Annotated in this window: 18 protein-coding genes and 1 pseudogene; 17 read left to right on the top strand and 2 right to left on the bottom strand. The window is 74.9% G+C overall.

All coding sequences use genetic code 11. From position 1 onward, the window contains the following. The 9 genes from BSZ37_RS05415 to BSZ37_RS05380 all read left to right on the top strand — a co-directional run. The coding region (locus tag BSZ37_RS05415; RefSeq protein WP_179299491.1) for an energy transducer TonB at window positions 1-347 on the top strand (347 nt) is incomplete at its 5' end. A gap of 7 nt (window positions 348-354) precedes the next feature. Beyond that, complete coding sequence (locus tag BSZ37_RS21420) at window positions 355-1,386, top strand: Acg family FMN-binding oxidoreductase (protein WP_143537565.1); 1,032 nt, start codon at window positions 355-357, stop codon at window positions 1,384-1,386. A 55-nt stretch (window positions 1,387-1,441) separates the two neighbouring features. Continuing rightward, on the top strand, window positions 1,442-2,530 hold the full coding sequence (locus BSZ37_RS05410; RefSeq protein WP_179299490.1) for a sensor histidine kinase: 1,089 nt from the start codon (window positions 1,442-1,444) through the stop codon (window positions 2,528-2,530). Between the two features lies 1 nt (window position 2,531). Continuing rightward, complete coding sequence (locus BSZ37_RS05405) at window positions 2,532-3,188, top strand: response regulator (protein WP_095509562.1); 657 nt, start codon at window positions 2,532-2,534, stop codon at window positions 3,186-3,188. A 287-nt stretch (window positions 3,189-3,475) separates the two neighbouring features. After that, window positions 3,476-3,694: a hypothetical protein gene (locus tag BSZ37_RS05400; protein ID WP_095509561.1), complete on the top strand. Its 219-nt coding sequence runs from the start codon at window positions 3,476-3,478 to the stop codon at window positions 3,692-3,694. Then, entirely contained in the window at window positions 3,691-4,215 is a 525-nt protein-coding gene (locus tag BSZ37_RS05395; protein WP_095509560.1) for a hypothetical protein, read from the top strand. Before BSZ37_RS05400 ends, BSZ37_RS05395 begins: the two co-directional genes overlap by 4 nt. A 109-nt stretch (window positions 4,216-4,324) precedes the next feature. Beyond that, entirely contained in the window at window positions 4,325-5,179 is an 855-nt protein-coding gene (locus BSZ37_RS05390) for a universal stress protein (protein ID WP_095509559.1), read from the top strand. An 11-nt stretch (window positions 5,180-5,190) separates the two neighbouring features. Continuing rightward, complete coding sequence (locus BSZ37_RS05385) at window positions 5,191-6,258, top strand: Acg family FMN-binding oxidoreductase (protein WP_095509558.1); 1,068 nt, start codon at window positions 5,191-5,193, stop codon at window positions 6,256-6,258. Continuing rightward, complete coding sequence (locus BSZ37_RS05380; protein WP_095509557.1) at window positions 6,255-6,683, top strand: CBS domain-containing protein; 429 nt, start codon at window positions 6,255-6,257, stop codon at window positions 6,681-6,683. The genes BSZ37_RS05385 and BSZ37_RS05380 overlap by 4 nt, the downstream gene beginning before the upstream one ends. Window positions 6,684-6,725: 42 nt before the next feature. Here BSZ37_RS05380 and BSZ37_RS05375 read toward each other — a convergent pair whose 3' ends face one another. Further along, entirely contained in the window at window positions 6,726-7,037 is a 312-nt protein-coding gene (locus BSZ37_RS05375) for a YgaP family membrane protein (protein ID WP_218830409.1), read from the bottom strand. A 123-nt stretch (window positions 7,038-7,160) separates the two neighbouring features. Here BSZ37_RS05375 and ccoN point away from each other — a divergent pair. The 3 genes and pseudogenes from ccoN (at window position 7,161) to BSZ37_RS05360 (ending at window position 10,439) form a co-directional block, all read left to right on the top strand. Continuing rightward, a pseudogene (gene ccoN / locus BSZ37_RS22345) lies at window positions 7,161-9,548 on the top strand (cytochrome-c oxidase, cbb3-type subunit I). A gap of 11 nt (window positions 9,549-9,559) precedes the next feature. Beyond that, window positions 9,560-9,745, top strand: coding sequence for a hypothetical protein (locus tag BSZ37_RS05365; protein ID WP_095509556.1), 186 nt, complete (start codon window positions 9,560-9,562; stop codon window positions 9,743-9,745). Continuing rightward, window positions 9,738-10,439 (top strand): cbb3-type cytochrome c oxidase N-terminal domain-containing protein, encoded by a 702-nt coding sequence (locus BSZ37_RS05360; RefSeq protein ID WP_095509555.1) that lies wholly within the window; start codon window positions 9,738-9,740, stop codon window positions 10,437-10,439. The genes BSZ37_RS05365 and BSZ37_RS05360 overlap by 8 nt, the downstream gene beginning before the upstream one ends. 39 nt (window positions 10,440-10,478) lie before the next feature. Here the strand turns inward: BSZ37_RS05360 and BSZ37_RS05355 are convergent, their stop codons facing one another. After that, a complete protein-coding gene (locus tag BSZ37_RS05355) occupies window positions 10,479-13,055 on the bottom strand; it encodes an ATP-binding protein (RefSeq protein ID WP_143537563.1) in 2,577 nt (858 codons plus the stop codon). 263 nt (window positions 13,056-13,318) lie between these two features. Between BSZ37_RS05355 and ccoG the strand changes: the two genes are divergently transcribed. From ccoG to ccoS, 5 genes are all read left to right on the top strand, one after another. Beyond that, window positions 13,319-14,764, top strand: a complete 1,446-nt coding sequence (gene ccoG, locus BSZ37_RS05350) for a cytochrome c oxidase accessory protein CcoG (RefSeq protein ID WP_179299489.1) — start codon at window positions 13,319-13,321, stop codon at window positions 14,762-14,764. A gap of 5 nt (window positions 14,765-14,769) precedes the next feature. Next, window positions 14,770-15,141 (top strand): group III truncated hemoglobin, encoded by a 372-nt coding sequence (locus tag BSZ37_RS05345; protein WP_095509552.1) that lies wholly within the window; start codon window positions 14,770-14,772, stop codon window positions 15,139-15,141. Window positions 15,142-15,315: 174 nt separating this feature from the next. After that, window positions 15,316-15,519, top strand: a complete 204-nt coding sequence (locus BSZ37_RS05340; RefSeq protein ID WP_095509551.1) for a hypothetical protein — start codon at window positions 15,316-15,318, stop codon at window positions 15,517-15,519. Continuing rightward, complete coding sequence (locus tag BSZ37_RS05335) at window positions 15,516-17,987, top strand: heavy metal translocating P-type ATPase (protein WP_143537562.1); 2,472 nt, start codon at window positions 15,516-15,518, stop codon at window positions 17,985-17,987. Before BSZ37_RS05340 ends, BSZ37_RS05335 begins: the two co-directional genes overlap by 4 nt. 10 nt (window positions 17,988-17,997) lie before the next feature. Then, window positions 17,998-18,122 (top strand): cbb3-type cytochrome oxidase assembly protein CcoS (gene ccoS, locus BSZ37_RS22765; protein ID WP_095509549.1); only part of this gene is annotated, 125 nt, incomplete at its 3' end.

The raw sequence follows: 18,122 nt of genomic DNA, 5'->3' as shown, positions 1-18,122 counted from the left end.
CGCCGCCGCCCCCGCCGGATCCCGAGCCGACCGAGCCCGAGATCTTCGAGGTCGCCGAGGTGCAGCCCGAACTGATCGGCGGGCTGGCCGGCCTGCAGAGCCGGCTGGTCTACCCCGAGCTGGCGATCCGCGCCGGCGTCGAGGGGCAGGTCGTCGTCCAGTTCGTCGTCGACGAGCGGGGGAACGTCATCGACCCCGTCGTCCTCCGCACGCCGAACCCACTGCTGACGGAAGCGGCGCTGAAGGCAGTCACGGAGAGCCGCTTCACCCCCGGCCAGCAGCGCGGGCGGCCCGTCCGCGTCCGCTACGCCGTGCCGGTCACGTTCACCCTCGTCGCCGCGAATTGACACTCCCATGAACATCGCCCGCCGCCCCACGCTCCCCTCGTCCGTCGCCCCGCGCGCCGTCACCGACGCCGACGTCCCCGCCGACGCTCGACCCGACGAGCGGCTCACGGCCATGCTCCGGTGGGCCGTCCAGGCCCCGAGCGTGCTCAACACGCAGCCGTGGCGGTTCCGCGTCGACGGCGACAGGGTGTCCGTCTTCGTCGACCGGTCACGGGTGCTGGCGGCCGTCGACCCCGAGGGGCGGGAGGCCGTCGTGTCGTGCGGGGCCGCCCTCTTCACGCTCCGGCTGGCGGCCCGCCACTACGGCGAGACCGTCGCCGTGGAGGTCGCCGGGCCGGACGACGCCCCGGACCTCGTCGGGACGCTTCGCCTGACGGGCCACGCGCCGCCGACGGCGTCGGAGGAGACGCTCTTCCGGGCCATCAAAGCGCGCCACACGAACCGGGCGCCCTACGCCGACCTCGAGGTCCCGGTCGGGCTCCTCGCCCGGCTCCACGGGGCCTCCGAGGCCGAGGGGGCCCGCCTCCACGTCCTGACGGCCGACGCCGACAAGGCGGCCCTGGCCGACCTCGTCGGGCGCGCGATCCGTGCCCAGAGCGATCACGAGTCGCTGGAGGAGATCGGGGCCTGGGCCCGGGGCGCTGGCGACGACCGCCCCGACGGCGTCGCCGACGTGCCGTGGGGCGGGTGGGGCCGGATGGGCCACCTCCACGCCGACCCGCGCTTCGCCATCGCCGAGACCCGGGCGCTCGTGGCCGGCGCCCCCGCGCTCCTCGTCGTCGCCACCGACGCCGACGACCGGGCCGCGTGGGCCCTCGCCGGCGCCGCGCTCCAGCACGTCCTCCTGCTCGGCGCCGCGCACGGCCTCGCCGCGAGCTACTTCAACCAGCCGACCGAGGTGGACGACCTGCGGCCCGAGGTCTCGGCCGTTGCGGGCGTGGGCCACGCGCAGGTCGTGCTCCGCCTCGGCACGCCCGTCGAGACGCCCGGCACGCCCCGTCGGCCCATCGACGACGTTCTCGCGACGGCCGGCGGATGACCCACGCGGAGGGAGACGGGCCGCCGGATATTGGGGCGTCCCCGAGCTCTCCGCCGTGCCCCCGCCCTCCCCCGACCCCACCGAGAGCGCCGCGCTGGCGGCCATCTTCGAGTCGACCGTCGACGCCGTCATCACGATCGACGCCGAGGGGTGGATCGAGCGGTTCAACCCGGCCGCCGAGCGGACGTTCGGCTACGCCCGCGACGAGGTGGTGGGCCAGCGGATCGACATGCTGATGCCGGAGCCGTACCACTCCGAGCACGAGGGCTACATCCGGGCCTACCACGAGACCGGCCGCCGCCGGATCATCGGGATCGGGCGGGAGGTCGTCGGGCGGCGGAAATCGGGCGAGACGTTCCCGATGGACCTCGCCGTCAACGACGTCCGGCTGCCGGACGGGCGCCAGATCTTCGTCGGGCTCGTCCGCGACATCTCGGAGCGGCGGGAGCTCGAGCGGGTCGTGCTCCGGACGGCGGAGGACGAGCGGCGGCGGATCGGGCAGGACCTCCACGACGGGCTCGGCCAGATGCTCACCGGGACCGGCCTCCGCGCCCGGCGCCTCGCGAAGCGGCTCCGGGCCGAGGACAGCGCCGAGGCCCCCCTCGCCGACGAGCTCGTGACGCTCCTCGACGAGGCCGACGGCTACGCCCGCGCCATCGCCCGCGGCCTCGTCCCCGTCGACGTCGAGGCCGGCGGCCTGGCCGACGCGCTCGAGCGGCTGGCGGATCACGCCGGCCGCCTCCTCGGCCTCGACTGCCGCGTCGAGCGGACCGGCAGCGACCCCACGCTTCCCGCCACGACGGCCACGCACCTCTACCGGATCGCCCAGGAGGCCGTCTCGAACGCGGCCCGCCACGGCCGCGCCCGCCACGTCGTCGTGGCGCTCGCCGGCGGGGATCGCCAGACGCGCCTCCGCGTCGAGGATGACGGGGTCGGCATCGAGGCCGCGCAGGCCGGCGGTACGCCCGACGCGCCCGTCCGCCCCCACGACGACCGCGGCATGGGCGTCCGGATCATGCACTACCGGGCGCGCGTGGCCGGCGGCGAGCTCGACGTCCGCCCCGGGCCCGACGGCGGGACCGTCGTGACCTGCACGATCCGCCACGACGGCCCGCTCCCCTCCGATCCCTCCCGAACCGCCTGAGATGAGCCTCTCCACCAAGATCCTCCTCGTCGACGACCACCCGCTCCTCCGCACGGGCCTCGCTATGACGCTCGACGACGAGCCCGACTTCGAGATCGTGGGCCAGGCCGCCGACGCCGAGGAGGCCCTCGACGTGGTCGACCGGCTCGATCCGGACCTCGTCGTCGTCGACCTCTCGTTGCCGGGGATGGGCGGGATCGAGTTGGTGAAGCACCTCCAGACGATCCGGCCCCAGACCCGGACGCTCGTCGTCTCGCGCCACGACGAGAGCCTCTACGCCGAGCGCGCCGTCCGCGCCGGCGCCAAGGGCTACGTCTCCAAGCTGGAGGCCGGCGAGAAGATCGTCGAGGCCGTCCGGACCGTCCTCCGCGGGGGCATCTTCCTGTCCGAGGACGTCAAGGACAAGATGCTGTTCGGCGCCGCCGCCGGGCGCGACCCGATGGCGTCGCCGCTGGAGGTGCTCTCCGACCGCGAGCTCGAGGTGTTCGAGATGACCGGGCGGGGCGTCGAGACGAAGGAGGTCGCCGAGCGCCTCCACCTCTCGGTCAAGACCGTCGAGAGCTACCGGGCCCGGATCAAGACGAAGTTGGGGCTCACGAACTCGACCGAGCTCATCGCCCACGCCGTCCGCTGGGTCGAGGACAACCGGGCGGACTAGGGACCGAGCGGGGTCGCGATCAGGTGATCGGGCGAGTGGCCGGAGGCTGGCTCGTGCCGTTCTGCGACGTCCCCGACCTCCCATAGGACGGGGTCGCACGGTCTTGCTCGCCCCGATCGGAGCGGAGGCACCGCGGTGGACCGGCTCCGCCCGCCTCGGGCGACTCCCGGACGCCGGCAGCGGTCAGGAATCTCCTGTGGGGGCTGCCCCGGCAGAGGCGTGCGCCGACGCCGTTCGTGAGGGCGCCGGGGCGGGCGCGATCCTGGGACGGCCTTCCTGCTCCCACCGTGACCGCGACCCTCGCCTTCGACCTCCTGCCCGGCGCCGACCCCGTCGCCGCCGTCAACGCCCTCCGCCAGACAGCCCTCGTGGTGACCTCGGTCGAGGCCATCCGCGGGTGCCTCGTGGCGCTCGTCGAGGCCGAGACGCCCGACGTGCTGGCGGCCGCGGCTGCCCTCCTCGCCGCGCGGCCGGAGGTGTGCGACCTCGGGACGGAGGCGACATGATCGCCGCGGTCCCAGAGGAGCGGGCGGCGCTCGTGGTGGGCACGGGGCCGCTCGCCGAGACCATCGCGGCACGGCTGGCGGCCGTGGCGCACGTGGCCGTAGGCGCGACCGACCCGGCCGGGTCGGCCCAGGCGCTCGCCGAGGTCGAGCGCGTCGTCTCGCTCTACGGACGGGCCGAGGCCCTCGCGCTCGCCGTCGGCCGCGACGTGCCGGCGCTGGTGCGGGGCGCCCGCGAGCTCCTGCCCGACGGGCACGCCGTCGTCCTCGTCGAGCCGCCGCCCATCCAGGACCTCGACGCCGTCGCGGAGGCGACCGCCAGCGGGACGACGCTCGTCCGCATCTGCCGGGCGGCAGCAGCCAACGGGCCACGGCGACGCGCGCTCGACGGCGGGCGCGTCCTGTGGACCGTCGAGATCGAGGCGACGCCGACCTGGGCCGGCGCGCGGGGCGGCTCGACCGCCGACGTGGCCGCGGCCCGGCAGGTCCGCGAGCTGCTGTTTCCGGTGCGCGCCGCCGCGTAGGGGGAGGCCCCACGCGGACTCGGGCGCGGCCCCGGGCTGGAGACGGCGACCGGCCCGGCAGGAGGAACGAGGGGCGTGAGGGAGGTTGCCGTCGTCTGCCTCCGACCCCATGACCGCCTTCGCCCCCGTCGTCTGCGCCCTCGACCTCGACCCGGCCTCCGAGCCCGCGCTCGTCGCGGCCGCCGAGCTCGCCGCCCGGACCACCGGTCCGCTCCACCTCGTCACGGTCCTCCCCATGCTCAGCGGCGAGTCCGAGGTCGCCATCGAGGCCGCGGGCGCCATCGTCGAGCTGTACGTCGACTGCGCCCTCGGCGACGGGGCGTTCGCCGAGCTGGCGCCGCACGTCGAAGTCACCACCCGGTCCGACGCGGCCGCGGCCGTCGTGGCCTACGCCGAGCGCGTCGGCGCGGCGACGCTCGTGCTGGGGACGCACGGCCGGCGCGGGCTCCAGCGGTTCCGCCTCGGGAGCGTGGCCGAGGCGGCCGTCCGCCAGTCGGCGTGCCCGGTCCTCGTCGTTCCGAACGAGGCGACGGCACGGCTGCCCGGCCCCGGCCGGCCCGTCCTCGTCCCCGTCGACTTCTCGGCGCAGAGCGGCCGCGCCGTCGCCGTCGGCGTGGCGCTGGCCGAGCTGACCGGCGCCGAGATCGAGACCGTGTTCGTGATGGACGCCGTCGGCGAGACGGCCCTCGCGGTCGCGGGGAGCCTCGCCGTGGCGCCGCCGCCCGACGAACCCGCCGAGGCCGACCTCCGCGCGTTCGCGGCCGACGCGGGCGCCGACGCCGTCGGCACGTGCGTCGCGCACGGCGACCCGGCCGAGGCCATCGCCCGCCGCGCCGAGGCGCTCGGCGCCGGGGCCGTCGTGATGGGCACGCACGGCCGACGCGGGCTGGCCCACGCCGTGTTCGGGAGCGTGACCGAGGCCGCGCTCCGACGGCTCCACTGCCCCGTCCTCACCGTCCGCTAGCCGCCGAACCGATGACCGACCGCGACCGGCTCCTCGCCATCCTCGACGCCACGCGCCACGCGCCGAGCGTCCTCAACACGCAGCCGTGGGCGTTCCGGATCGCCGGCGACGCCGTCGAGCTCCGCGCCGACCGCCGCCGCCAGCTGCCGGCCCTCGACCCGCACGGCCGGGAGCTGACCGTGAGCTGCGGCGCCGCGCTCGCCGTCCTCCGCGTGGCGGCCCTCCACCACGGCCTCCGCGCCCTCATCGAGCCGTTCCCCCAGGCCGACGACCTCGACCTCCTCGCGCGCGTCACGTTCGAGCCCGCCGCGCCTCCGGCCGACGACCGCCTCTTCCGGGCCATCGCGCTCCGCCACACGCACCGCCGCGCCCTCGCCGACGAGCCGATCCCCGACGACCTCGCCGCGGCCCTGATGGGCGCCGTCGCGCAGGACGACGCGTGGCTGCGCCTCCTCACGACCCCGGACGACAAGGAGATGGTGGCGCGGCTGGTCGACGAGGCCGTCCGCGTCCAGGCCCAGGACTCCGGCGTCGTCGCCGACGTCCGCGCGTGGCTCCGGCCCGACGGCGACCCGCGCCCCGACGGCGTCCGCGACGGGGACCAGGGGCCGTGGGACCGCCGCGCCGACGTCCGCACGCCGGCGGCGGCCGTGGCCCGCCACAAGGCTCGGCTGATCGAGAACGCCCCGGCCGTGGCCGTGCTCGGGACCGAGACCGACACGCCGAGCGCGTGGCTGGCCGCCGGTCTCGCCCTCGGCGAGATGCTCCTGGTCGCGGCGGATCGAGGCCTCGCCGTGTCGTACGCCAACGAGCCGATCGAGGTGAACGGCGGCTGGCGTCGGCGGTTGGCCGCCGTCGTCGGCGGGGGGTACCCGCAGCTCCTCTTCCGCCTCGGGCGGCCCGTCGAGGAGGGCGGGACCCCGCGGCGCCCGCTCCGCGACGTCGCCGAGGTCGCGCCGGAGGACGAGCCGCCCCCGGACCGCGCCGGTCGCCCCATCACGACCCCGTTCGGCCCCGTCGAGGCCCGCCAAGCGCGGGTCGGGCTGGGCCGTCTCCCCACCTCTCCCCCGATCCGATGACCGCCCGCACCGCCACCGCCCCCATGACCGTCGCCGACTGGATGACCCCGGACCCCGCCGCCGTCGCCCCCGAGGCGGGCCTCATCGAGATCCGGGCGCTCTTCCGGAGCCGCCGGTTCCACCACGTCCCCGTCGTCGAGGACGGGCGGCCCGTCGGCGTCGTCTCCGACCGCGACGTGCTCGCCGCCATCAGCCCGTTCCTCGACACGCCCGCCGAGACGCACCGCGACGTCGACACGCTCGCGCGCACGGCCGCCGACCTCATGACGACGGACCTCCAGACCGTCGGCCTCGACGTGCCGCTGGCGGAGGCGTCCCGCCAGATGGTCGAGGCCGAGGTATCGAGCCTCCTCGTGGTCGACGAGGACGGGGCGCTCGCCGGGATCCTCACGGTCCGCGACGTGCTCCGGGCCTCGGCCGGTTGAGGGCACCGGGGCCGCTTCCAGAGCGGCCCCGGCCGTCGTCGGTTAGGCGACCGTCCGGTCGCGCGTCGAGATCCCGAACGGGAGGTAGGCCGGGCACGTCCCGACGGCCGCGGTCACGCCGAGGACGACGGCGACGGCCCCGAGGACCCAGTCGAGCGCGCCGTCGGTGACGAACAGGACGAGCGCGACGAGGAGGATGGCGGCGACCGCGCGGAGCCGGCGGTCGGTACGGCCCATGTTGAGCGTCATGGCGTTGGCGGAGAGTGACGGCTCCAACATGGGCGAGGCCTCGTCCTGCCGCCAGCGGGGCGCGGCGACCGGACGGGGCGGAGCGTTCCCGATGCCGTCGGCCATCCGTAGGGGGCGCCCCTACACGGGGCGCCGGGAGCGCCCGGCCGAGCGCGTCGCGGGGGACCGTCACGGGACGGGCGGGGCCGTCGGTCTCTTGGGTCCGTCCCGACCGCCCCACGCCCGCCCATGGCCGACACGCTCACGCCGCCCGCCACGACCGTCGCCTCCGCCGAGGGGGCGTCGCGGTTCGAGGTGTTCACGTACGACGACCAGATCGTCCGCTGGTTCGTCCTCGCGACCTCGCTCTGGGGGTTCATCGGGATGGCCGTCGGCGCGCTCATCGCGCTCCAGCTCCCGTTCCCCGAGGCCAACCTCGGCGAGTACCTCTCGTTCGGCCGGCTCCGCCCGCTCCACACGAACGCGGTCATCTTCGCCTTCGCCGGCAACGCCATCTTCGCGGCCATCTACTACAGCACGCAGCGGCTGTGCAAGGCGCGGATGTTCTCCGACGGGATGAGCCGGTTCCACTTCTGGGGCTGGCAGGCCATCATCGTCGCGGCGGCCATCACGCTCCCGCTCGGGATCACGACGTCGAAGGAGTACGCCGAGCTCGAGTGGCCCATCGACATCGCGATCGCCGTGGTGTGGGTCGTGTTCGCCGTCAACTTCTTCGGGACGCTCGCGCGGCGGCGGGAGAAGCACATGTACGTCGCGCTGTGGTTCTACATCGCGACGATCGTGACGGTCGCGGTGCTCCACATCGGGAACAGCCTCGCGCTCCCGATCTCGCTCACCAAGAGCTACCCGATCTACAAGGGGGTCCAGGACGCGCTCATCCAGTGGTGGTACGGCCACAACGCCGTCGCCTTCTTCCTGACGACGCCGTTCCTCGGGCTGATGTACTACTTCCTCCCGAAGGCGGCCGAGCGGCCGGTGTTCTCGTACCGGCTCTCGATCGTCCACTTCTGGAGCCTGGTGTTCATCTACATCTGGGCCGGGCCGCACCACCTGAACTACACGTCGGTCCCCGAGTGGGCGGCGACGCTGGGCATGGTGTTCAGCGTGATGCTGTGGATGCCGTCGTGGGGCGGCATGATCAACGGCCTGTTCACGCTCCGCGGCGCGTGGCACAAGCTCCGCGACAGCGTGGTCCTCAAGATGTTCGTCGTCGGCATCACGTTCTACGGGATGGCCACCTTCGAGGGCCCGATGCTCTCGATCAAGACGGTCAACGCGCTCAGCCACTACACCGACTGGAACATCGCCCACGTCCACTCGGGCGCGCTCGGGTGGAACGGGTTCATGACCTTCGGGATGATCTACTGGCTCGTCCCGCGCCTGTGGCGGCGCCCGCTGTGGAGCCAGAAGCTGGCGACCTGGCACTTCTGGATCGGGACGGTCGGCATCCTGCTCTACGTCCTCGCGATGTACACGTCGGGCATCACGCAGGGCCTGATGTGGCGGGCCTTCGACGACGCCGGCCGGCTGCTCTACCCCGACTTCGTCGAGACCGTCATCCAGGTCCGCCCGATGTACTGGGTCCGGCTGATCGGCGGGACGATGTACCTGCTGGGCGTGGTGCTCATGATCTGGAACCTGTTCGCGACCATCCGCCGCGCGCCGAAGGACCTCCCGGACCCGGCCGTCGCCGTCCCGCGCCTCGGCGCGCGGGGCGACGGCCAGAACACGCCCGCCCCCGCCCTCGCCTAGCCCCCGATGAAGCGCTTCTTCCGCGCCAACGGCGCCCACCGCCGCCTCGAAGGCTGGCCCCTCGTGTTCACCGTCCTGACGACGCTGGCCATCCTCGTGGGGACCGTCGTCGAGTTCGCCCCGATCTTCCTCGTCGGCGGGGCCGTCGAGCCCATCGAGACGCTCGAGCCGTACTCGCCGCTGGAGCTGGCCGGCCGCGACCTCTACATCGCCGAGGGCTGCAACAACTGCCACAGCCAGCAGGTCCGGCCGTTCCAGGACGAGGAGATGCGGTACGGGCCGTACTCCGTCGCCGGCGAGGGCGCCTACGAGACGCCGCACCTGTGGGGCTCGAAGCGGACCGGCCCCGACCTCGCCCGCCTCGGCGGGAAGTACCCCGACCTCTGGCACGTCCGCCACATGGAGGACCCGCGGAGCACGAGCCCCCGCTCGATCATGCCGCGCTACCCCCACCTCCTCACGACGCCCGTCTCGCTCGACGATCTCCCGGGCAAGATGCGCGGGCTCCGCCGCCTCGGCGTTCCCTACACCGACGCCCAGATCGCCTCGGCCGTCGCCGACGCCCGCGCCCAGGCCGACACGATCGCGGCCGGCGTCGCCGCGCAGGGCGGCCCCGAGCGCCTCGCCGACCGCGAGATCACAGCCCTCGTGGCCTACCTCCAGCGCCTCGGCGTCGACCGCGCCCGGGCCATCGACGCCGAGCGGACGCGGGCCGAGGGCGACCTCGAGGCCCACGAGGTCCAGGAGATCTACGAGACCACGTTCGGTGAGGGCGAGGGCCCGGAGGTCCGCGAGGACCCGAACCCCGAGACCGACATGGAGATCGGTCCGCCGCCGACGCCGGCCACCGACACCGCACCCTAGCCGACACCGCCATGTGGAAAGACGCCATCCGCGCGCTCGAGACGGGCGCCGCCGCCGAGGTCGCCGTCGTGGCCTTCGTCGTGGCCTTCGTGCTCGTCGTGGCCTACGCGCTCACCCTCACGAAGTCGACGCGCGACGCGATCAAACGCCAGCCGCTCGACGACGCCCCCGAGTTCTTCCCCCGTGACGATGCCTGACGCCCCGCTCCCCCCTTCCGCCGCGGGCGACAACGACCCGAGCCAAACCGTCCCCGACCCGGAGTCCCCACTCCGCGACCCGGCCGAGCCGGCTCTCCCCGAGCCGGCCGTCGGCGAGGGGACAGTCGACCGCGTGATCCAGGGCCACACCTACGACGGGATCCGCGAGTACGACAACCCGATGCCGGGCTGGTGGGTCGCCCTGTTCTGGGCGGGCATCCTGTTCGCGCCGGTCTACATGCTCGGCGTCCACGTGTTCGACTGGATCGACGATTACGGCGACGACTTCGCCGAGGCCGGCGAGCGGCTGGAGCAGGTCCGCCTGGAGTACGCCTCGACCGGGCCGGCCTTCAAGACGGACGAGGGCGCGCTCCGCGAGTACGCGACCGACGCCGCGATGGCGGAGGCCGGCGCCGCGACCTTCACCGCCATCTGTGCCGCCTGCCACGGCCAGAACGGCGAGGGCACCATCGGCCCGAACCTCACCGACGAGCACTGGATCCACGGTGCGGCACCGGCCGAGGTCTGGACCTCCATCGCGGAGGGCTTCCCCGAGAAGGGGATGCCGCCGATGCAGGACCAGCTCGGCGAGGAGGAGCGAGCGCAGGTCCTGGCCTACGTCTACTCGCTCCAGGGGACGGACCCGCCCAACCCGAAGGAGCCCCAGGGCGACCTCGTCCCCGTCACGCTCTAGCCACGGCCGTCGCCGCCTCGGCGCCGAGGCGGAGGGCCCCTACCCGCCGGCCGGGAGGCGGACCGTCACCGTGGTCCCCGCGCCCGGTCGGCTGTCGACCTCGATCTGGCCGCCGTGCCCGGCCGTCACGATGTCGTAGGCGAGCGAGAGGCCGAGGCCGGTCCCCTCGCCGGGCGACTTCGTGGTGAAGAACGGCTCGAACAGCCGGGCGAGCGTGTCGGCGTCCATGCCCGGCCCGCCGTCGCTCACGCGGACCTCGACGACGCCGTCCGTTCGCCTCGACGACAGGCGGACGGGCGTGGCGGCCCCCGCCTCGGCCGTCGCGTAGAGCGCGTTGTCGAGCAGGCTCGCGGCCACCTGCAGCACGCCCTCCGGCACCACCAGCACCGCCCCGACGTCGGGGCCCAGGTCGAGGTCGATGGGCGCCAGCCCGTCGCCGCCGACGCGGGCCGCGTGGGTCCGGACCGCGCCCTCGGCCGCGAGCCGGAGCAGGTCGTTGAGCTCGCTCGCGACGCGCTCGCCGCTGGACCCGCGCGCGTGGAGCTGCATGCCCTGCACGATCCGATCGGCCCGCCGGCCGTGGTGCTCGATCCGCTCCGCGTTGAAGGCGAGATCACCGAGGAGCGCCTGGGCCTCGTCGAGGTCGCCGTCGAGGAGCGCCGCGCGGAGGTCACCGACGGCTTCCTGGGCCAGCCCGGCGAAGTTGGTCACGAAGTTGAGCGGGTTCTTGATCTCGTGGGCGATCCCCGCCGTGAGGCGCCCCAGCGACGCCAGCTTCTCGGCTTGCACGAGCCGATCCTGCGCCGCGTGGAGCTCGGCGAGCGAGGCCTCCAGGGCGTCGTGCTTCTCGGCGAGGTCGGCGTTGGCCGACTCCAACTCCCGCGTCCGCTCGGCGACCCGCTCTTCCAGTTCCCCGGCATACTGGCGGAGCCGGTCCTCGGCCGTCCCGAGCGAGGCCGTCATCGTGTTGAACCGGCGCGTGAGCGTCCCGAACTCGTCGTTCGCGCCCGGGTCGACGTGGACGTCGCGGTCGCCGCGGTCGACCCGCTCGACGCCGTCGAGGAGGGCCGCCAGCGGGCCGAGCACGCCGCGCCGCAGGAACAGCGGCACCAGGACGAGGACGAAGCCCGCGGCGCCGAACACGATCGGGAGCACGCGGGCTGTCCGGAGGTGGGCGAGCGCCGCGAACCGCGCGCCGTACGGGTCGACGAGCGCGGCGCCCGCCGCGACCGACGGGGGCACAGCCTCGGCGAAGGACGCCGCGACATGGCTCGTACCGCCGGGGTGGAGCCCGGCCGAGCCGATCCGCGGGCGCTGCGCCTCGCCCCGGTAGGCGATCTCGACGGTCCCGTCCGCCCAGAGCGTCGCGCGGTGCTCGGAGGCCCGGCCGTCGAGGCCGGCGACCGTCCAGACCACGTCGAGGCGGTCGGCCGACGCCGTCACGGCTGGCCAGTCGGTGGCCGAGTAGTCGGCGCTGCCGACGTAGGCGAGGACCATGGGGTGGTCGGGCGACGGGGCCCGGTTCACGCCGACGCACACCTCGCTGCACGGCTCGGGAGCGTCGAAGGCGAGGTACGGCACGCGCGACAACGAGAGGGAGCGGTGCGCCTCGCCGCCGATCCGGAACGCGAACGGGAGCTCGACCATGGCCTCGCCCCACGTCCGTCCGGCCTCCCGGGGCACGGGCTCGAGGCGCCGCGCGCCCGCCGGCGGCGCGACCGAGGCAGCCTCGGTGAGCACGCGGTAGCCCCCGGCGCCGTCGGGAGAGAACTGGACGGCCGCTTCGGCCGGGATCGCGTTGCGGGCCGCCTCGGCGATCTCACCCGACCGGAGGAGCGTCAGGCTCGTCACGCCGAGCAGCCCGAGGACAACCCCCAGCGAGACGCCGACGAGCTTGGCCTGGACGGTCGTCGGCTCCGGGGCGTAGTTGATGAACGCGACCACGAGCCCGACCACGTACACGAGCTCGACCAGCAGCGACCCGTACTGGATCGCCACGAGCGGGAGCACGCCGACCGTCGCGAGCGCGTTGAGGACCGACAGCGAGAGCATGACGCCCACGAGCCCGGCCATCATCACGTGGCCCGTGGCCCCGCGGCGCTGGCTGGCGGCGCGGGACGACGCCTCGGCGGCGAGGCCCCGAAAGCGGCGCACCTGCCGGACGTGGACGCCCAGCGCCCACAGCGTCGCGGCGACGAGGTACAGGCCGTACCCGTAGAGCAGCGGCGTGAGCAGCGAGGCCTCGATGACGACGCCCGCGTACAGCGCGAGCCCGAGCAGCGCGGCGAGGGCCCCGCCCAGCGCCCACGACGCCACCCGCTCCTCCCGGCGGAAGGGCCGCGCGAGGAACGTGTAGCTCACGCGGACCGCCGCGAATGCCGCCAGCGCCACGCCCGCGTACAGCCCGATGTTGAAACGGATGGCCCACCCTTCGTGCCCCGCCGACATCACGCCGAGGAGGTACGACCCCGCGAACGCCACCTGCCCCCCGAACAGGACCACGAGCCACCACGCCGAGCGCGTCTTCCGAGGGATCGACAGGACGTAGGCCCCGGCGATGCCGGCCATCAGCGCCTGGCACACCAGGGGGATCACTTCGGGGATGAGCGAGAACATCGACCGGCGGACGTGCGACGGAAGGATGTACGGAAGAAACACAAGGGGTTGCAATTCCGGACTCCGCCTTCTCCGTCTCGAGCCCGAGGCCGGCCGGCCGAGGGGCGGGCGTTCCGCGGCGTGCCCGCCCCCCCCTGCCCCGACCGGGTAAGGGCTCCCCCCACACGCCGCCGCGCGACTCGCCGGCCCCGACGCGGGCGGACCTCCGCCCTCCGCCGCCGGCATGCACCGGGACCTTCCGGTCCAAGACCCCTGAATCCCACGTGTCCGCCTTCGTCCCCGCCTCCGAGGTCGGCATCCTCGACTCGCCGGAGGAGGTCCTCTCGACGCTCCGCAACGACGGCTCGCGCCGCTGGCTCTACCCGACGCCCTCGACGGGCCGGTTCTGGCGGCGCCGGCTGGTCGTCGGCTGGGCGCTCATCGCGTTCTTCGTCGCGCTCCCGATCGTCCGGATCGGCGGCCGGCCGGCGGTGCTCCTCGACCTCGCCGCGCGGGAGTTCACGTTCGTCGGGTTCACGTTCTACCCGACCGACACCTTCCTCCTGCTCCTCGTCGGCATCGCGGCGCTCGTGGCGATCGCGCTCGTCACGGCGCTCCTCGGGCGTGTGTGGTGCGGGTGGGGATGTCCGCAGACGGTCTACCTCGAGTTCCTGTACCGGCCGGTCGAGCGGTGGATCGAGGGGCCGGAGCACGTCCGCGCTCGGCGCGACGAGGGGTCGTGGACGCTCGACAAGGCGTGGCGGAAGGGGGCCAAGTGGGCCGTCTACGTCGTCGTCTCGGCGCTCCTGGCCCACACGTTCACGGCCTACTTCGTCGCGTGGGACCGGCTCATCGAGTGGATGACGGGGCCGCCGACGGAGCACTGGGGCTACTTCGTGCTCGCGACGCTCACGACCGGGCTCGTCCTGTTCGACTTCGGGATCTTCCGTGAGCAGATGTGCACCATCGCGTGCCCGTACGCGCGGTTCCAGTCGGTCCTGCTCGACCCCGACTCGCTCATCGTCTCGTACGACCCGACCCGGGGCGAGCCGCGGGCCCGGCGCGGCAAGAAGAAGATCGCCGAGGAGAAGGCCGGCGAGCGCCCGCCGCTCGGCGACTGCATCGACTGCGGGGCCTGCGTCCGGACGTGCCCGACGGGCATCGACATTCGCGACGGGCTCCAGATGGAGTGCGTCGCCTGCACCCAGTGCATCGACGCCTGCGACGCGATCATGGACCAGCTTGACCTGCGGCGCGGGCTCATCCGCTACACGTCGGAGCGCGCGCTCGAGGGCGAGACGACCCGCGTGTTCCGCGGGCGGACGGCGACGTACGGCCTCCTCCTCGTCGCCGTCGCGACCGTGTTCACCGTCGCCCTCACGACGCGCCACGCCTACGACGTCGACGTGATCCGGGCCGTCGGCGAGCCCTATCTCGAGCTGGCCGACGGGCGCGTGGCGAACCGGGTCACGCTCCGCGTGCGGAACCAGACGGCGTCCGACGCGACGTTCGAGGCCGAGTTGCTGTCGCCCGCGGGCGGGTCGTTCCGCCTCGGCGCGACGCCGCCGGTGCCCGTCGCCGGCCGCGCGATGGCCCGCGTCAACGGCGTCATCACGATCCCGGGCGAGACGTTCGACGTCGGTGCCGAGGCGGAGGCGGTCGTCCGCCTGACGTTCTCGGACGGGACCGTCGAGGAGGCCCCGTTCACGGTCCTCGGCCCGAACCGCTAACTGCCATGCCTACCGACATCGAGACCGAGGCGGACGTCCGCGCCCTCGTGGCCGCCTTCTACGGGGGAATCGCGGAGGACCCGGACCTCGGCTCGTTCTTCCGCGACGTCGACTGGGCGGCCCACCTCCCGACGATGGTCGCGTTCTGGTCGTCGGTCGTGTTTCAGACGGGCGCCTACCGCGGACGGCCGTTCGCCCCGCACGCGCGGCTCGTGGGGCTGGAGCGGCGGCACTTCGACCGGTGGCTCGACCGGTTCCGCCGGACCGTCGACGCCCGGTTCGCGGGCCCGCGGGCCGACCTGGCGAAGGCGCGGGCCGAGCAGGTGGCCGGCGTGTTCCAGGTCAAGCTCGGCCTGTGGAAGGTCGGCACGGTGTAGGGGCTGCCCCCGCACGCGGCGTCGACTCCCGCTGGCCCGGGCGGTGGGGCAGGGCAGGCGAGGGCGGCCCGGTCACCGGGCGATCCTGATGGGGCACCGTCGGCCCCTCGGGCACACCCGACACCGCTCCGGCTCTGACAGGGTGTGCCCGGGGCCGACACCTTCTCCTCCCGCATGACGCCGCCTGCCTCCCGCGACCGCCGCCCGCCGCTCGTGCCGCCGCACGTCGCGTGGCCGGCCTTCATCGTCCTCCTGCTGGCGATGAGCATCAGCGCGGCGGTCGTCACAGTCCTCGCCGCGCGGTCCGACGGCGGCGCGCGGCTCGTGGAGACGGCGCCCGCCGACACCTCCGCCTCCGACCCGACCGACGCCCGATGACCCCGACCGTGCCGGCGAGAGGGCGCGAGGTCGCCGCCGACGCGCCCTGCGCGCATTGCGGGCTGCCGGTCGGCAAGCGGCCGGCCTGTACCGGCGCGGGCGAGGCCTGCTGCTGCACGGGCTGCGCCGTCGTGCGCGAGGCGCTGGCGGAGGCCGGCTACGGCGCCACGTACGACCGGCTCCGCACGCTCGCACCTGCCGTGAGGGCGGCCAGCCGGGCGCAGGCGCCCGAGGCGCTCGTACTCGCCGAGCTCGACCGGGCAGGGGCGCTCGCCGAGGCCCGACCGCTCGACGACGGGCTCCGGGAGACCGACCTCTACGTCGACGGCGTCCACTGCGCGGCGTGCGTGTGGCTCATCGAGCGGCTGCCGTACGAGGTCGAGGGCGTGGCCGCCGCTCGGCTCGACCTCGCGCGGGCCCGACTAACCGTCGCCGTCGACCCCCAGGTCGTCCGCCTCGGCGACGTCGGGCGGTGGCTCGCGCGGTTCGGGTACGCCGCCCGGCCGTCGCGTCCCGAGGCCGGGCGGGCGACGAACGCGGAGCGGCGCCTCCTCGTGCGGATGGGCGTCGCGTGGGCACTCGCCGGCAACACGATGCTGGTCGCGTTCGCGCTGTACTCGGGCGCGACGGGCGCGCTCGCCGAGGCCGCGCGGTGGTTCAGCCTGGCGCTGGCGGTCCCGGCCGTTGGCTACGGCGCGGCCCCGTTTTTTCAGCGCGCGTGGGCCTCCCTCACGCTGGCCGCGCGCGCGAACGACCTGCGGCGGCTCCACCTCGACACGCCGATCGCGCTCGGGATCGGCGTCGGCGCGGGGCAGAGCGCGTGGGCCGTGCTGGCCGGGCGCGGCGAGGTCTGGTTCGACTCCATCGCGGTCCTCATCGCGGCGCTCCTCACGGCCCGCTGGCTCCAACTCCGGAGCCGGCGCCTCGCGGCCGAGGCGAGCGACCGGCTCCTCGCCCTCGTCCCGCGCGTGGCCCGCCGCGTCGGGGCCCGCGGCACGGTCGAGGTCGTGGAGGTGGATGCCCTCCGGCCCGGCGACCTCGTCGAGGTCCCGGCGGGCGAGGTCGTGCCGGTCGACGGTGTCGTGGAGGCCGGCGCGAGCCGGCTCGACCGGGCGGCGCTAACGGGCGAGGCGCGGCCGGAATCCGTCGCCGAGGGCGCGGGGGTCGAGGCGGGCACGACCAACCTGACGGCGCCGCTCCGGGTCCGCGTGCGGGCCGTGGGCGAGGCGACGCGCGTGGGCCGCCTGCTGGCGTGGGTCGAAAAGGGCGAGGTCCGGCGGGCGCCCGTCGTCCTCTGGGCCGACCGCGTGGGCGGCCACTTCGTCGTGGGCGTCCTGGCGCTGGCGGCGCTCACGGCCGGGCTGTGGGCGTGGCTCGATCCGGCGCAGGTGCCGGCCCACCTCACAGCGCTCCTCGTCGTCACGTGCCCGTGCGCGCTCGGGATGGCGACGCCGCTCGCGCTCGCCGTGGCGCAGGGCCGGGCCGCCCGTGCCGGCATCTTCGTCAAGTCCGACGAGGCCGTCCAGCGGCTGACCGAGGTCGACACGGTCGTCCTCGACAAGACGGGGACGCTGACCGAGGGGCGGATGGAGGTGGTCGCGTGGGCGGGCGACGAGGCCGCGCTCGACCTCGCGTCCACGCTCGACGCGCTCGCCACGCACCCCGTCGCGGACGCGCTCATGCGGGCGCGGGGCGTGGGGCCGGGCCGCGTGACCGACGTCGAGGCCGTCGCCGGACAGGGCATCCGCGGGACGGTCGCCGGGTGGCCCGTGTCCGTCGGCCGGCCGGACTGGATCGAGGCCGAGGCGGGCCCACTTGGCTTCGAATGGCCCCGGCGGCTGGCGGCGTGGGCCGAGGCCGGTCACACGCCCGTGGCCGTCGCCGTCGGCGGGCGCCCCGCCGCCGTGTTCGCCGTGGGCGACCGGCTCCGTCCGGAGGCCGCCGCCCTCGTCCGCCAGTGGACGGCCGAGGGCAAGGCGGTCCACCTCCTCTCGGGTGACCACCCGGCGACCGTCGCGGCCGTCGCCACTCAGTTGGGCCTGGAGCAAGCGCGAGGCCACGTCTCCCCCGAGGCCAAGCGCGAGGCGATCGAAGCGCTCCAGGCCGACGGCCGCACCGTCCTCATGGTCGGCGACGGGGTCAACGACGCCGCGGCGCTCCGCCAAGCCGACGTCGGCGCGGCCGTGGGGGGCGGCACGACGGCGGCCCTCGTCGCGGCCGACGTGTTCCTCACGCGCCGCGGGTTGGAGCCGCTCCGCGAGGCGCTCGACGGGAGCGCGAGGGCCATGCGCGTGCTCCGCCGCCTCCTCGCGCTCTCGCTCGCCTACAACGCCGTCGGTGCCGCCGCGGCCGTGGCCGGGCTGGTCACGCCGCTCGTGGCCGCCGCCGCCATGCCCGTCTCGTCGCTCGCCGTCGTCGGCCTCGCGCTCGCGCAGCCCTCGTTCCGCCGCTCCGGCGGCCTCCTGTGACCGCCCCCCTGTGAACGTCCTCTACGTCCTCGTCCCGCTCGCCCTCGCGCTGGCGCTCGCCGGCGTCGCCGCCTTCCGCTGGGCCGTCCGCGACGGCCAGTTCGACGACGTCGACACGCCGGCCCTCCGCGTGCT

Origin of the sequence: Rubrivirga marina (assembly GCF_002283365.1) — a bacterium.
Taxonomy (GTDB): domain Bacteria; phylum Bacteroidota; class Rhodothermia; order Rhodothermales; family Rubricoccaceae; genus Rubrivirga; species Rubrivirga marina.
This window is presented reverse-complemented; position numbering and strand designations above follow the sequence as displayed.

Excerpts from the sequence above, each read along its gene's own strand:
- BSZ37_RS05335 (WP_143537562.1), top strand. The coding sequence starts at position 15,516 with ATGACCCCGACCGTGCCGGCGAGAGGGCGCGAGGTCGCCGCCGACGCG.
- BSZ37_RS05390 (WP_095509559.1), top strand. The coding sequence starts at position 4,325 with ATGACCGCCTTCGCCCCCGTCGTCTGCGCCCTCGACCTCGACCCGGCC.
- BSZ37_RS05360 (WP_095509555.1), top strand. The coding sequence starts at position 9,738 with ATGCCTGACGCCCCGCTCCCCCCTTCCGCCGCGGGCGACAACGACCCG.
- BSZ37_RS05340 (WP_095509551.1), top strand. The coding sequence starts at position 15,316 with ATGACGCCGCCTGCCTCCCGCGACCGCCGCCCGCCGCTCGTGCCGCCG.
- BSZ37_RS05385 (WP_095509558.1), top strand. The coding sequence starts at position 5,191 with ATGACCGACCGCGACCGGCTCCTCGCCATCCTCGACGCCACGCGCCAC.
- BSZ37_RS05355 (WP_143537563.1), bottom strand. The coding sequence starts at position 13,055 with ATGTTCTCGCTCATCCCCGAAGTGATCCCCCTGGTGTGCCAGGCGCTG.
- BSZ37_RS21420 (WP_143537565.1), top strand. The coding sequence starts at position 355 with ATGAACATCGCCCGCCGCCCCACGCTCCCCTCGTCCGTCGCCCCGCGC.
- BSZ37_RS05395 (WP_095509560.1), top strand. The coding sequence starts at position 3,691 with ATGATCGCCGCGGTCCCAGAGGAGCGGGCGGCGCTCGTGGTGGGCACG.
- BSZ37_RS05380 (WP_095509557.1), top strand. The coding sequence starts at position 6,255 with ATGACCGCCCGCACCGCCACCGCCCCCATGACCGTCGCCGACTGGATG.
- BSZ37_RS05375 (WP_218830409.1), bottom strand. The coding sequence starts at position 7,037 with ATGGCCGACGGCATCGGGAACGCTCCGCCCCGTCCGGTCGCCGCGCCC.
- BSZ37_RS05345 (WP_095509552.1), top strand. The coding sequence starts at position 14,770 with ATGCCTACCGACATCGAGACCGAGGCGGACGTCCGCGCCCTCGTGGCC.
- BSZ37_RS05365 (WP_095509556.1), top strand. The coding sequence starts at position 9,560 with ATGTGGAAAGACGCCATCCGCGCGCTCGAGACGGGCGCCGCCGCCGAG.
- BSZ37_RS05405 (WP_095509562.1), top strand. The coding sequence starts at position 2,532 with ATGAGCCTCTCCACCAAGATCCTCCTCGTCGACGACCACCCGCTCCTC.